This is a genomic window from Prevotella aff. ruminicola Tc2-24 (assembly GCF_900110895.1).
Classification (GTDB): domain Bacteria; phylum Bacteroidota; class Bacteroidia; order Bacteroidales; family Bacteroidaceae; genus Prevotella.
The window spans coordinates 187,123-200,260 of sequence record NZ_FOIQ01000005.1 but is presented as its reverse complement, the minus strand read 5'-3'; the positions used below and the strand labels follow the sequence as shown (position 1 = coordinate 200,260).

14 protein-coding genes are annotated in these 13,138 nt (G+C 53.3%); 9 read left to right on the top strand and 5 right to left on the bottom strand.

The window, feature by feature from the left end; translation table 11 throughout:
* Positions 1-193 precede the first annotated feature (193 nt).
* Genes BMY63_RS10320 through BMY63_RS12365 form a run of 6 tightly spaced genes read left to right on the top strand, consistent with a single transcriptional unit; the run spans position 194 to position 6,090 of the window.
* The gene (locus BMY63_RS10320; RefSeq protein WP_091916507.1) at positions 194-1,468 is read left to right on the top strand and encodes a TolC family protein; all 1,275 of its coding nucleotides are present in this window, start codon (positions 194-196) and stop codon (positions 1,466-1,468) included.
* Positions 1,469-1,472: 4 nt separating this feature from the next.
* Positions 1,473-2,363, top strand: coding sequence for an HlyD family secretion protein (locus tag BMY63_RS10315; RefSeq protein ID WP_091916505.1), 891 nt, complete (start codon positions 1,473-1,475; stop codon positions 2,361-2,363).
* Positions 2,360-3,820 (top strand): ATP-binding cassette domain-containing protein, encoded by a 1,461-nt coding sequence (locus tag BMY63_RS10310; protein WP_091916503.1) that lies wholly within the window; start codon positions 2,360-2,362, stop codon positions 3,818-3,820. Before BMY63_RS10315 ends, BMY63_RS10310 begins: the two co-directional genes overlap by 4 nt.
* 4 nt (positions 3,821-3,824) lie before the next feature.
* The gene (locus BMY63_RS10305) at positions 3,825-4,868 is read left to right on the top strand and encodes an ABC transporter permease (protein WP_091916501.1); all 1,044 of its coding nucleotides are present in this window, start codon (positions 3,825-3,827) and stop codon (positions 4,866-4,868) included.
* Between the two features lie 4 nt (positions 4,869-4,872).
* A complete protein-coding gene (locus BMY63_RS10300) occupies positions 4,873-5,913 on the top strand; it encodes an ABC transporter permease (RefSeq protein ID WP_091916684.1) in 1,041 nt (346 codons plus the stop codon).
* Between the two features lie 27 nt (positions 5,914-5,940).
* Positions 5,941-6,090 carry a hypothetical protein gene (locus BMY63_RS12365; RefSeq protein ID WP_176771074.1) on the top strand — a complete coding sequence of 50 codons (150 nt, stop codon included), beginning with the start codon at positions 5,941-5,943 and terminating at the stop codon, positions 6,088-6,090.
* 351 nt (positions 6,091-6,441) lie between these two features.
* On the opposite strand, the gene BMY63_RS10295 is transcribed toward BMY63_RS12365, so the two are convergent.
* The 4 genes from BMY63_RS10295 to BMY63_RS10280 all read right to left on the bottom strand — a co-directional run bounded on the left by BMY63_RS10295 (position 6,442) and on the right by BMY63_RS10280 (position 10,372).
* The gene (locus BMY63_RS10295) at positions 6,442-6,648 is read right to left on the bottom strand and encodes a hypothetical protein (protein ID WP_091916499.1); all 207 of its coding nucleotides are present in this window, start codon (positions 6,646-6,648) and stop codon (positions 6,442-6,444) included.
* A gap of 235 nt (positions 6,649-6,883) precedes the next feature.
* Positions 6,884-8,074 carry a serine hydrolase domain-containing protein gene (locus tag BMY63_RS10290; protein ID WP_091916497.1) on the bottom strand — a complete coding sequence of 397 codons (1,191 nt, stop codon included), beginning with the start codon at positions 8,072-8,074 and terminating at the stop codon, positions 6,884-6,886.
* 6 nt (positions 8,075-8,080) lie between these two features.
* Positions 8,081-9,142 (bottom strand): alpha/beta hydrolase, encoded by a 1,062-nt coding sequence (locus BMY63_RS10285; protein WP_091916495.1) that lies wholly within the window; start codon positions 9,140-9,142, stop codon positions 8,081-8,083.
* A 48-nt stretch (positions 9,143-9,190) separates the two neighbouring features.
* Positions 9,191-10,372, bottom strand: a complete 1,182-nt coding sequence (locus BMY63_RS10280; RefSeq protein ID WP_091916491.1) for a hypothetical protein — start codon at positions 10,370-10,372, stop codon at positions 9,191-9,193.
* Positions 10,373-10,778: 406 nt separating this feature from the next.
* Here BMY63_RS10280 and BMY63_RS10275 point away from each other — a divergent pair, with 406 nt between their 5' ends.
* From BMY63_RS10275 to BMY63_RS10265, 3 genes are all read left to right on the top strand, one after another.
* Entirely contained in the window at positions 10,779-11,183 is a 405-nt protein-coding gene (locus BMY63_RS10275) for a hypothetical protein (protein ID WP_143065775.1), read from the top strand.
* A gap of 156 nt (positions 11,184-11,339) precedes the next feature.
* Positions 11,340-11,867, top strand: a complete 528-nt coding sequence (locus tag BMY63_RS10270) for a flavin reductase family protein (RefSeq protein ID WP_091916480.1) — start codon at positions 11,340-11,342, stop codon at positions 11,865-11,867.
* 24 nt (positions 11,868-11,891) lie between these two features.
* Positions 11,892-12,545, top strand: coding sequence for an HAD family hydrolase (locus tag BMY63_RS10265; protein WP_091916478.1), 654 nt, complete (start codon positions 11,892-11,894; stop codon positions 12,543-12,545).
* A gap of 29 nt (positions 12,546-12,574) precedes the next feature.
* Here the strand turns inward: BMY63_RS10265 and BMY63_RS10260 are convergent, their stop codons facing one another.
* Positions 12,575-13,072 carry a nitroreductase family protein gene (locus BMY63_RS10260; protein ID WP_091900556.1) on the bottom strand — a complete coding sequence of 166 codons (498 nt, stop codon included), beginning with the start codon at positions 13,070-13,072 and terminating at the stop codon, positions 12,575-12,577.
* Positions 13,073-13,138 lie beyond the last annotated feature (66 nt).

The window sequence follows — 13,138 nt, the reverse complement described above, 5'->3', positions numbered from 1 at the left end:
AAATCAAATTTTATTTAAGTTTTTCCGAGCGTGAGTATCTTCGAACGTAGTTTTCAAAGATAATCATTTCCTGCGAAAAAGTGCTCTGTTTTAGCGTAAATCGAACAAAAAGAACATCTTTCCATTCCTACGGATAACGCCACGATGAAAAAAATATCGTACTTTTGCTCCCAGAATTCAACGACAAAAAGATATGAAGAAATTGGTTTTAGGTTTGACGATGCTGCCAATGCTGGTACTGGGCCAGACGTTGGAAGAGTGTCAGCAGGCAGCTGAAAAGAATTATCCGCTGATTCGTCAGTATGGACTTATCGAGAAGACCACACAGTTGACGGTGGCCAATATCCAGAAGGGATGGCTACCGCAAGTGTCAGCATCAGCACAAGCCACGTATCAGAGTGATGTGACGGCGTGGCCCGATGAGATGAAGACGATGATGAGTGGTATGGGCATCGATATGAAGGGTCTGACGAAGGATCAGTACCGAGTGGGCATCGATGTGCAGCAGACCATCTATGACGGTGGCGTCATAGGCAGTCAGCAGCGTATCGCCCGCGAGCAGGGCAAGGTGGAGGCAGCGCAGAACGAAGTCAATATCTATAATGTCCGCAGGCGTGTGAACGAGATGTATTTTGGTCTGTTGCTGATTGACGAGCAGATCAAGCTGAACAACGACCTGCAGACCTTGCTGGCAGGCAACGAGCGTAAGCTGGAATCGATGACCAAACGAGGGACGGCTGCCGAGAGCGACCTGCAGAATGTGAAGGCAGAGCGACTCAACGCAGTGCAGAAGGCCACCGAACTGGCGTCGCAGAAGCAGATGCTACAGCGCATGCTGAGCACCTTTTGCGGTATCGAGATCAACAGCATACAGAAACCACAAGTGAAGGCTGATGACAAAAGGCTGACAACAGAAAACCGCAGACCAGAACTGAAGGCGCTGGATGCACGGATCGGTGTGCTAAATGCTCAGGAGAAGGCACTCGACGCCGCGCTGATGCCGAAGATAGGTGTGTTTGCACAGGGCTTCTATGGTTATCCGGGCTTGAATATGTTTGAGGACATGATGCGCCACAGATGGAGCCTGAACGGCATCATCGGCGCACGGGTCACGTGGAATATCGGTGCCCTCTATACCCGCAAGAACGACAAAGCGAAACTGCTGTTGCAGCGCGATATGACGGAGAACAGCCGTGAGGTGTTCCTTTTCAATAACCATCTGGAGCAGATTCAGCAGCACGAGAACATAGAGCGCTACCAGACACTGATGGCTCACGACGGAGAGATTATCTCGCTGCGACAGGCTGTGAGAAAAGCGGCAGAATCGAAACTGGCGCACGGCATCATCGACGTGAACGACCTGGTACGCGAGATCAATCAGGAGCATGCAGCCTGTGTCAGGCAGTCGGTACACGAGATTGAGATGCTGAAAGAGATATACGACAACAAATACACGACAAATCATTAAACATATGAAAAAGATATATGTATTGGCAGGTGTGGCGCTGATGATGGCAGCCTGCAGAGGACATGAGAAGGACTACGATGCAACGGGTACGTTCGAGGCTACCGAGACAACCGTGTTTGCCGAACAGAGCGGGGCATTGCTGTCGTTCGATGTGAACGAGGGCGACCTGATTGAGGCAGCTCGCCAAGTGGGACTTATTGACACCATGCAGACCTGGCTGAAGATTCAGCAGATGGATGCTACGAAGGCCGTGTATCAGAGTCAGAAACCTGATATGGAACGGCAGATAGCGGCCACACGCCAGCAGTTGACTAAGGCTCAGCAAGACAAGCAGCGCTACCGCGAACTGGTAGCCGACGGGGCGGCCCCCTCGAAGATGCTCGACGATGCCACGAGTCAGGTGAAGGTACTGCAGAAGCAGTTGGCTGCGCAGATATCATCGCTGAGCACCAGCACACAGACCCTCGACAAGCAGACGGCTGCTGCCGAGGTTCAGAAAGCACAGTTGCAGGATATGCTGCGCAAGTGCCACATCATGACACCAGCCAAGGGAACCGTACTCGAGAAATATGTGGAGCGAGGGGAGTTCGTGAGTGTGGGTAAACCGCTGTTTAAGATGGCCGATACCGAGTCGATGTACCTACGTGCCTACGTTACTTCCGTCCAGTTGCAGCACATGAAGACAGGACAGCAGGTAAAGGTCTTTGCCGACTACGGCGATGGACAGCGTAAGGAGTATGCTGGCACTATCAGCTGGATATCTTCTCGCTCTGAGTTTACACCCAAGACCATCCTCACCGATGATGAGCGTGCCGACCTGGTGTATGCCATCAAGGTGGCTATCAAAAATGATGGATTCGTGAAGATTGGCATGTACGGCGGACTGAAGCTATGAACGCAATAGAGGTAAAGAATATCAGTAAATCGTACGGCCAGGTGCAGGCACTCAGCGATGTGTCGTTCTCTGTCGGCAAGGGCGAGGTCTTCGGACTGATTGGTCCCGATGGTGCCGGTAAGACATCGATGTTCCGCATCCTCTGTTCGCTGTTGCTGCCTGATGCAGGCACGGCAGCGGTTGATGGCTACGATGTGGTCAAGCAGATGTATGAGGTGCGTAGTAGGGTGGGTTATATGCCCGGTAAGTTCTCGCTCTATCAGGATCTCACCATCGAGGAGAACCTGAACTTCTTTGCCACCCTTTTCGGCACCACCGTTGATGAGGGTTACGACTCCATCAAGGCTATCTACTCGCAGATAGAGCGCTTCAAAGACCGTAAGGCAGGTGCCCTCTCGGGGGGCATGAAGCAGAAACTGGCGCTCTCGTGTGCGTTGGTACACCAGCCCAGTGTCCTCTTCCTCGACGAACCCACCACGGGTGTTGATCCCGTGAGCCGCAAAGAGTTGTGGGAGATGCTGCTGATGTTGAAGGAACGCGGCATCACCATTGTGGCTTCAACCCCATATCTCGATGAGGTGCGCTGTTGCGAGCGCGTCGCTTTTCTGGATCAGGGGAAGGTGCGCGGCATTGGCACTCCCGATGCGATCCTCACCCGGTTTGCCGGTATCTTCAACCCGCCAGGCATTGAGCACGAGAATGGCACGGAAGTAAAAGACGATAACATCATCGAAGTAGAGCATCTGGTCAAAGCCTTTGGCTCGTTCCATGCCGTCGACGACATCTCGTTCAGCGTTAAGAAGGGCGAGATATTCGGATTCCTAGGTGCCAACGGTGCTGGCAAGACGACGGCCATGCACATGCTGACAGGCCTGAGTCAGCCTACCAGTGGAACGGGTAAGGTCGTTGGCTTCGACATCCGCACGGAATATGAACAAATCAAGAAGCACATAGGTTATATGTCGCAGCGGTTCTCGCTCTACGAAGACCTCACCGTGGCTGAGAATATCCGTCTCTTTGCTGGCATCTACGGCATGAAGTCCGACGAGGTGAAGCGCAAGATGGACGAGCTACTGCGCCAGTTGAAGTTTGAGGACCATCGCGACGACTTAGTGGGCTCGTTGCCCCTGGGTTGGAAGCAGAAGCTGGCCTTCTCCGTCTCGATATTCCACAACCCAGGTGTGGTGTTCCTCGATGAACCCACGGGCGGTGTCGATCCCGCCACCCGTCGCCAGTTCTGGCAGCTCATCTACGACGCGGCCCGTCGCGGCATCACCGTTTTTGTAACCACACACTATATGGACGAGGCTGAGTATTGCGACCGTATCTCCATCATGGTGGACGGCAAGATCAGTGCCCTCGGTACACCCGATGAACTGAAACAGCGTTTCCACCAGCCCGATATGGATCATGTGTTTACCTATCTGGCCCGCCAGGCCACCCGTTCAAGCGATTAAGGGTATGAGACAGTTTATAGCATTTGTAATCAAGGAAACCAAGCATATTCTGCGCGATAAGCGTACGATGCTGATACTCTTCGGCATGCCTGTGGTGATGATGCTGCTCTTCGGCTTTGCCATCACCACCGATGTGAAGAATGTGCGCACGGTGGTGGTCACCTCTGAGCTGTCGCCCCGTACGCAGCAGACCGTAGAACGACTGGCGCAATCGGAATACTTCATGATCACACAGACGGTGAACACCCCACAGGAGGCCGAACAGCTCATCCGCAGTCAGAAGGCCGATATGGCCCTGGTGTTTGCGCCGGGGCGTGGCATACAGATGATGGTTGATGGCAGCGACCCCAATATGGCGCAGCAATGGACCACCTATGCCCAACAGACAATCGCCAACGCTTCACGATCCACGATCCACTCTCAACTGTTATACAATCCCCAGATGCGTTCCGCCTATAACTTCGTGCCTGCCATTATGGGTATGCTGCTGATGCTCATCTGTGCCATGATGACCTCGATATCCATCGTTCGCGAGAAAGAGAAAGGTACGATGGAGGTGTTGCTGGTGTCACCCGTCAAGCCTCTGATGGTGATCATCGCTAAGGCGGTGCCCTATCTGATGTTAGCCTTCGGCATCCTTATCACCATCCTCTTGATGGCCCGTTTCGTGCTGGGAGTGCCCTTGGCCGGTTCGCTATTCTGGATTCTGGCCGTGAGCACCTTATATATCCTGCTGGCGCTCTCGCTGGGACTGCTCATCTCCAGCGTGGCACAGACACAGCTCGTGGCCCTGCTGCTCTCGGCCATGGTACTGCTCATGCCAGTGGTGATGCTGTCGGGCATGCTCTTTCCTGTAGAGTCGATGCCGCAAGTGCTGCAGTGGCTGGCTGCGGTGGTTCCACCACGCTACTATATCGCGGCTATGCGTAAGCTGATGATTATGGGCGTGGGCATCGGCGAAGTAACTCGTGAGGTGGCTGTGCTGGCAGCTATGACGGTGGTGCTGCTGGCTGTCGCACTGAAGAAGTTTAACGTACGATTAGAGTAGAATGATGACACTGAAATATCTCATACAGAAAGAGTTCCTGCAGATACGCCGCCATGCGTTTCTTCCCAAACTCATCATCATGTTCCCCATCGTCATCATGTGCGTCATGCCGTGGGTGATGCAGATGGAAGTGAAGAATATCGTGGTGGATGTGGTTGACATAGACCACACGGTAGAGTCGCAGCGGTTGGTACAGCAGATCGCTGCCTCCAACTACTTTATGTTTGGTGGACAGAAGGCTACGTATGCCGAAGCGATGAAGGACGTAGAGAAGGGAAGGGCTGATGTCATTCTGGAGATTCGTGATGGCAAGTATCTTATCGCAGCCAATGCCGTCAACGGCACCAAAGGAGCCATAGGTTCAGCTTATCTGAGTCAGATCGTCACCTCGCATCAGCAGATGCCCCATTCCCTGTTCTCTGTTCTCAATCTGTACAACAAAGGTCAGAACTACAAGCTCTTCATGATTCCCGCGCTTTTCGCCATTGTGATGATGCTGATGACGGGCTTTCTGCCCACACTTAACATCGTGGGCGAGAAGGAGGCAGGCACCATCGAACAGATGAACGTCACACCCGTCTCCAAGTGGTCGTTCATCCTCGCCAAACTCATTCCTTACTGGCTCATCGCCCTGTTCGTCATCACCGTGTGCTTGCTGTTGGCGTGGCTCGTCTATGGCATCACGCCAGTCGGTCCTCTGTGGCTCATCTACGTGCTAGCCCTGCTGCTGGCGCTGTTCTTCTCGTCGTTCGGACTCATCGTGTCCAACTACTCCGACACCATGCAGCAAGCCATGTTCGTCATGTGGTTCTTCGTGGTAAACATCATGCTGCTCTCGGGACTTTTCACCCCCACGCGCTCTATGCCCCAGTGGGCCTATCTTACCACCTATATCAACCCCATGCACTACTTCATCGATGCCATCCGCACCGTCTTCATTCGTGGTGGCGGCCTGCCCGAAACGGCCCACCAGGTCTTCGCCCTTGCGGTCATCGGTACGCTCATGGGCTGTTGGGCTGTGCAGAGCTATAAAAAGAATAGTTAACGGCGTGGTCATATTTAAGGAAAGAACATGAGATGTCGAGCAGAGCCTGATCCTGCCCGACGGCGTGAAGCAGGAGGATATCTCTGCCAAGCTCGGCGGAAAGGATATTGTTCCGCCGAGCTTCTGAAGGTTGTTGAAGAGAAAGTCAAGGTCTCCAGACAGGTTGACATCGTATGAATGAAAGTTTTTTAGTTCTTGTTTGATAAGAAGAGAGGGGAACTCCTCTCTTCTTTCTTCCCCTCCCCACGGTCCCAGAGCGGTCCCAGAGCGGTCCCTGAGCGGCCCCTGAGCTTGTCGAAGGGCTTGTCGAAGGGACGGGGCTTTTGTGCTTCGACAGGCTCAGCACCCGCAACGCTTTTTTGTGCCCATTGGTAGTTTTTTTACTGCTTTATGACAGATATGACGGATATGACAGATGTTTTTAGAGTTTTCTCGCGTGTACGCAGGAACTTTTGCGGCGCTGAGAGTTCCTGCGTACACGCGTGAGGGTTTTGCAGAAACCATCTGTCATCCGTCATCCGTCACACTTCAGAAGGGGTCGGGTTCATCGTCGGTGGTATTTTCGTTAGCTAACATACGCAGACGAGCCTTGATCTCGTCGGCCTGGCGCTGGACAACGAGATAACCACGGGAATGAAATCGCCAGTGGTCGTCCCTGATCATCCGTACCACCGCCTCCATGTCTGTCATGGAGGGGTTCGTGTCCCGGAAATGCTTGAAGTATGATAGTTTCATTGGCTATCAGTATTAGTCCGGGGCAAAGGTACAAAAAAAAGGTGGACGTTGGGGTGCCCCTAGGCACTACGCGTAGTGCCTAGGGGCACCCCTCTATACGTCAATTGATCAGCTTCGAGAGTATCGACACCCCTTTGCTATCCGGTTGCAAAGGTACAAAGAATCAGACAAACCACAAAAACCCATCCCATCAAAGCTGATGGGATGGGTCTTCTTTTTGATGATTATCTACCTCCTAGAATCGGCCGCAGTTGCTCAGCTGTTCGAACAGCTCGGGCACGAACAGGGGGCCGTTATTAGTCGTGCCTATTCGTACCATGATCAGATTCTTGTAGGGGTTGACATAGAGCACCTGTGCGCCTATGCCCAGAGCGTAATAGCCGGGATAGGGGGCCTTGGCAGAACCAACGCTGCTGAGGTTATACCAGTTGAAATGATAGCCGTCGTTAGCGGTGTTATAGTCTGCCGTCTGGCGTATCCATTCCTCGCTGACGATGCGCTTGCCGTTCCACTGTCCGTGATGCAGATAGAGGCGCCCGATCTTGGCAAGATCCTTCATGGTCGTCGTGATACCCCCGAAAGAATGGGGCACATCGTGTTGACGGCTGTCGATGTTAATCAATGCCGGCGACTCCATCTGCAGGGGCTTCCATACCTTCTCACTGAGATAGTCGGCGAAGCGTTGGCCCGAGGCACGCTCGATGACCACGCCTAGGATCTGCGACGTCATACTCTCGTAGCGATACTCTGTGCCGGGCTTGCAGCGGAACCGGAGGCCCCGGATCTGTCTCATGGTGTGATGTCCGTAATTCAACTTCGCCATGGCGTGAAGTCGTTTCAGGTCTTTCAGGGTCAGCGAATAGGTGTCGTCGAAATCCAGTCCGCTCTGCATGTCCAGCAGATGGCGGATCGTGAGTTGCTGCCACATCGGGTCTTTCTTCTTCAGCTCGGGCAGATATCGGGTAACGGCATCGTCGATGCTGTGGATATAGCCATCGTCGACAGCGATGCCGCACAACAGCGATGTGATCGATTTGGATACAGAGAAGACGGTTGCCAGGCGGTCGGGGGAGAAATTTCCCCAGTATTTCTCGTAAATGATACTATCGTTCTGGATGATTATGACACCCTGTGTCTTGCTTTTGGTGTTCAGCGCCTCAGGAAGTGTGATGTTCTTGTAATGCGGCTGTTGTGTATAGAAATGCAAGGTGTCTATCCACCCGGCCTTATCGTTGGCAATGGGGAACAGGAATGCCTGTCCCCTATTGTCAATCGTGTCATGGGCATGGTGCTCGAAACTGAAAATAGTCGGTCCTCCCTTGCCGTCGGTCCTATAACCTCGTATCACCGAGCATGAAGTCATAGCGAGGCAGAGGAGTCCACCCAGGATCTTGTATCCTCGTCTCATCCAGCTATCCATGATCATATCATCTTAGAAGTTCTTGCGGACACCCTGCCACTCGGGGAATCTCAGCTTCAGGTATTCGTCGTCGAGGAAGAGGGCCGATTGTCCCACCTGACTCTTCAGCTGCCAGTCGAGCCATTTCACGACGGCCTTGGCGTAGTTGCCGCCGTATTTCTCGTAATAGGTGCCGCTGTGGCCGTCTTTCGAGTTCAGCATCACCACGGGGATGTTGTCGGCTATCCGCTCGTAGTCCTTCTGGGCATTGGCATAGGCGATGTCGCCAGGACCGCCAATCATATAGAACATCGGCTGGTGAAGGTTGTTGAGCATCTCCTTCGTCGAGCCCATCATCTCCATGTCGCCGATGCCTGAGTTGAGCATCACGCAGGTCTTGATACGGGGATCGTAGGCCACGCCCAGCACCTGGGCACCACCGCACGACTGACCCATGGCTGCCACGTGTTGCAGGTCGAGGCAGTGGTAGTACTCGGAGCCCTTGGCGGCGTTCTGCGCTGACAGCCAGTCGAGCACCTCGAGCAGCATCTTCGGGTAGGTGCTGAAGACGGGGACGGTGGGCTGCTGCTTGCCTTTCTTGCCTTTCTTCATGGCCTTCAGGGCTTGCTCGCGCTGCTTAGCCTGCTGCTCCTGACGGGCCTTGATCTCCTCGGGGGTGAGGGGCAGAATCTTCTCGCCGTTGGCCATGATCACCTCGCCCTTGGTCTCGGGGTAGGCTGACTTCAGTACGCCGCGCCATTGTGCCATCACGTCCTCTTCGTCGTAGGGGCCGATAGCGGCTGCTACATAGCCGTAGGAGGCGACCTCGCTCAGCAGCAGGCGCATCTCGACATTGTTGTTGAAGCAGGCACCGTTGGCATAGACGATCACCGGCAGGGCACCGTTCTGGGCCACCACCTCTTTCAGGTTCTGCGGACGATACACCGTGAAACCGGGACAGGAGGCATCGCCCACCACTTCGGACTTGAACGGACCTGTTCCGCCTTCTTCTACCACTTGTCTCTGGGTGGTCTGGGCATTCGTCAGACTCACACTCGCTGCGACCATCATCGCTGTCATGAATAGTTTTCTCATCTTTTCTTTTCTGTTTAAGGGTTATCGTTAAAAAACATGTGTTATCTTTTACTGTTTCAGTGGCTTCAAGGGCTCCAGATGGCTCAGTGGTGCACGCATGATGTTCCAAGAGAGGACGGCACCGTCGAACTGGTGGCTCAGAACGGCCTCCAGTGACTCTGAGACATACTCGGGTGAGGTGGGGGCAACCACTTCCTTGTAGTTGATCTCTATGCCCGGGTATTTGCCGCAGGCGTAAGGCTCCATGGCGTCCAACTGCGAGTGCAGGAAGTTCACGTCCATCTGGATGGCGGGATAGCCCGTGGCACCAGGAACGCTCTTACGGAGCAGGTCGTACTCGAAGCCCATCCCGGCGGGGGCAAAGGTCTGGCGGTACAGCATGGGCTTGATGAAGTCGGCATGCTGGGTCAGGATTGTATAGTCTTGCCCAACGAAGGGCGCCATGAAGGGTGCATAGAGGTCCATGCCCACCTCCAGACCGCGACTGCGGAGACTGTCGGCGACGGCTGCCACGGAGGTGCTGACGATGTGTCCCTTGGCCTTGAAGAAGGCTGCGGCGACAGGGTTCTCGAAGTGGAGAGGCTGTGACGGGGAGTACTCACTGACGGAGAAGAAGGCATCGCCTTTGGCCTGGTATTCCGCCTTCACGGCCTCGATGTCGACACCTTCGGCGGCGAAGTGCTCCACGCAGAGCGGACAACCGCAGCCGAGCACACCGTTGACACCACTCACGAACGACTGGGTGCGGATGCGGTCGAGGAACACGCCGTCGAAGCCGCAGTCGCTGAACAGACTGTCGTAGAGGTGCACGATATTGACTATGTTCTTGGGGTCTGTCGGACAGTTGAAGCGGAAGTCCTCGCCTGCCGCCAGGTCGTAGTTAGAGGGCACCTGTCCCCACAGGTCGACCGCTGGGGTGTTGTCGCACACCTCCTCGGTCTCGGCGAACACAGGTAGCCACAGGAGCATGCGGATGTTCTTGCTATGCAGGTACTCAGCTACCTGACGGTAGATGTCTTTGTCTTGGCTCCAGCCGATGATGACCTTCTGCACGGGGATCAGCTGGCTCACGGTGTCGATGCGGCCGATAATCTGTTCTGCCGTATAGTCGGGGCGGTGCCATCCGCCCAGCGATACCTGCACGATAAAGCCGGCCTTCTTCTGTTCCTGTTTCTGCTGACAAGCCATCAGGGTCATAAGGCCGATGATGAATAAAACAATCTTTTTCATTCTTGTTGGTTTTTAGTTATTTAGTCTTTTATCTGAATTGCGGGTACAAAGGTAAGAAAAAAAACAAAAAAACGGATACATTGCCCGACAAATGTTCTTTTATTCGTAAAAAGTGGATGAGATATGACGTATAAACTTTTTAAGAGGTGTGCCGACTTTTGGTACACCCATCTCTTATCTTTGCAGCGTAAAACAAGCTAAAAGAAGGGAGTTTGGTATGATAGATATCTTAATTGTACTCTTTTGTGGTACTCGTATAGGCAGGGTTATACTTGGATTGCTTATTGTCTATTTCTTTGTGGCGTTAATGGGATGGGCGATCGTACCATTCTTGGCGATCATCATTGGTGGTTTATGTATTCATGCATCCATCTCAGGAATAGAATATTGTGAGAAGGGGGTCAAGATGAGAAAGACACCTTTGATAGTGGGGAGCTTTTTCCTGGTCTTCGCTTTGCTATTCATCATAGGCTCGAGATACTATAATGAAAAGGAGCGATTGGCGCGGAAAACGTATCATTATTATGTATCATCGAAGACGGAAGAGACGATCGATGACGATACGTATGTGCCCGATAGCGTGATAACCACGAAGATGGAAAAGCCGAAGTCTGTCCGGGCAAGTCATCCATCAACGTCATCAAGTCAGACGGTATCATCTTATTATTTTTCGTCATCGTATTTGGATGATGATGAAGAAGAAGACGATGACGACAACATGCGCGGCTTTGACCCTGTATCAGAGGATGACATGGAGGATAACGGCATGAGCCGCTATATGGAGAATACAGATGACGAGGGGTGGGACTGATATACCACGGCCAATGCCAGGGAGCACGACCGTCTGACCTTCTGGTTTTGTGAAATAAACATAAAAAACGGTTCTTTCTCGGTATGGACCTGGGGTTTGGCCTTATCTTTGCAGAAGGAAATGGCATGAGGAATCAACATCATAAACCATATTATCATGAAAGAAATCAACTACAAAGACATGGCGTTTAACCCGTTCAACCTGATTGGCGGGGAGTGGATGCTGGTGACGGCCGGCAATGAGCAGACGGGGTGTAACACGATGACGGCCTCGTGGGGCCATCTGGGATGCCTGTGGGGAAGCAACGACCCTACGGCGATCATTTTCCTGCGTCCGTCGCGATATACGAAGACGTTTGTCGACCGTGAAGGTTACTTCACGCTCTGTGTGATGGACAAGTCGTTCAAGAAGCAGATGGCCTATCTCGGCAGTGTGTCGGGCCGCGATGAGGATAAGATCGAGAAGGCTGGACTGACTCCTGTGTATGCAGACCACTCGGTGTATTTCGAACAGGCCAAGCTGGTGCTGATATGCAAGAAGCTCTACCAGTCGGAACTGCAGGAGAGTGGATTCCTCTATCAGGAGACCATCGATAAGAACTATGCCCAGCGCGACTACCACACGATGTATGTGGGTAAGATCGAGAAGGTGCTGGTCAGGGATGATGAGTATCTGAAGGTGTAACGAATGGCTGTGTACGAATAGGTGATGGCCATCAGACTGATTATCTTCGACTTTGACGGGACGCTGGGGAATACCAGGCGTCATATCGTGACGACCATGCGGGCTACCATTCAGGAACTGGGACTGCCAGAACGTACCGAGGAGGCCTATGTCGCCACGATAGGTCTGCCCCTGGCAGGCTGCTTCGAGGCACTCTATCCTGATGAGCGCCAAGAGATGCGCGACCGGTATGTCGAGACCTATCGACGGATCTTTGCCGAGAACCTGAAGAGATTTAAGCCGGAGGCCTTCCCGCAGGTCAGGGAAACGATGACGGCTCTGCGGAAGAAAGGATTTACGCTGACCATCGCATCCTCGCGCTCGTATGCCTCGTTGGTGGAGCTGACAAAAGAGATGCAGATCGCAGCGTGTGTGTCGTATCTGATCGGTGCCGACGATGTGAAGAATGCCAAGCCTCACCCCGAGCCTGTGCTGAACACGCTGGCGGCTACGCATTTCGGGGCCGACGAGACACTGGTGGTGGGCGACATGCCTGTGGATATCATGATGGGTGCCCATGCGGGTGCTAGGACCTGTGGCGTGACATGGGGCAATGGTTCGCGACAGGAACTGGAGGCGGCAGGGGCCGACTACGTCATTGACAGGATGGAGGACGTGTGGGAGGCCGTCTCCGCATAGGATTGCGTGGAGAAGGCTCCGCACAGGTCTTAGCGCAGGATGTCTTTGAGATCCTTGCGCTTTTTCTCTTTCGCCTCGTCGGCGGCATAGCCGATAGGAATGAGCACGGCCACCTCTTCGTTGGAAGGGATATTGAACAGTTGTGTGCATCTCTCCACATCGAAGTTGCACACCCAACAGGTGCCTAATCCCTGCTCGGCTGCCGCCAGACACAGGTGCTCAACGGCAATGGCGATGTCGATGTTGCCATGATGCTTGCCGTCGGCTCTTACCCATTCCTCATCGTGCAGGATCGAGGCCATGATATAGGTGGGGGCGGTGGCAAACCACTCACGGTCGTAGCACTGGCGGAGCTTTTCCTTCTCCTCCTTGTTGCTGATGATGCGAAATGCCCACGGCTGCTTGTTCACTGCCGACGGGGCGAAACGGACACATGCGATGATGTAGTCGAGTTTCTCTTTTTCAATACTTGTAGGCTGATAGTTCCTACAGCTGTACCTTTTCTTGACAAGTTCCAGAAAGTCCATAGAATCGTTATTGTTTAATTTGAACTGTGAGAGTCGATGTCATATAAGTCTCTGCCATACTGGTAT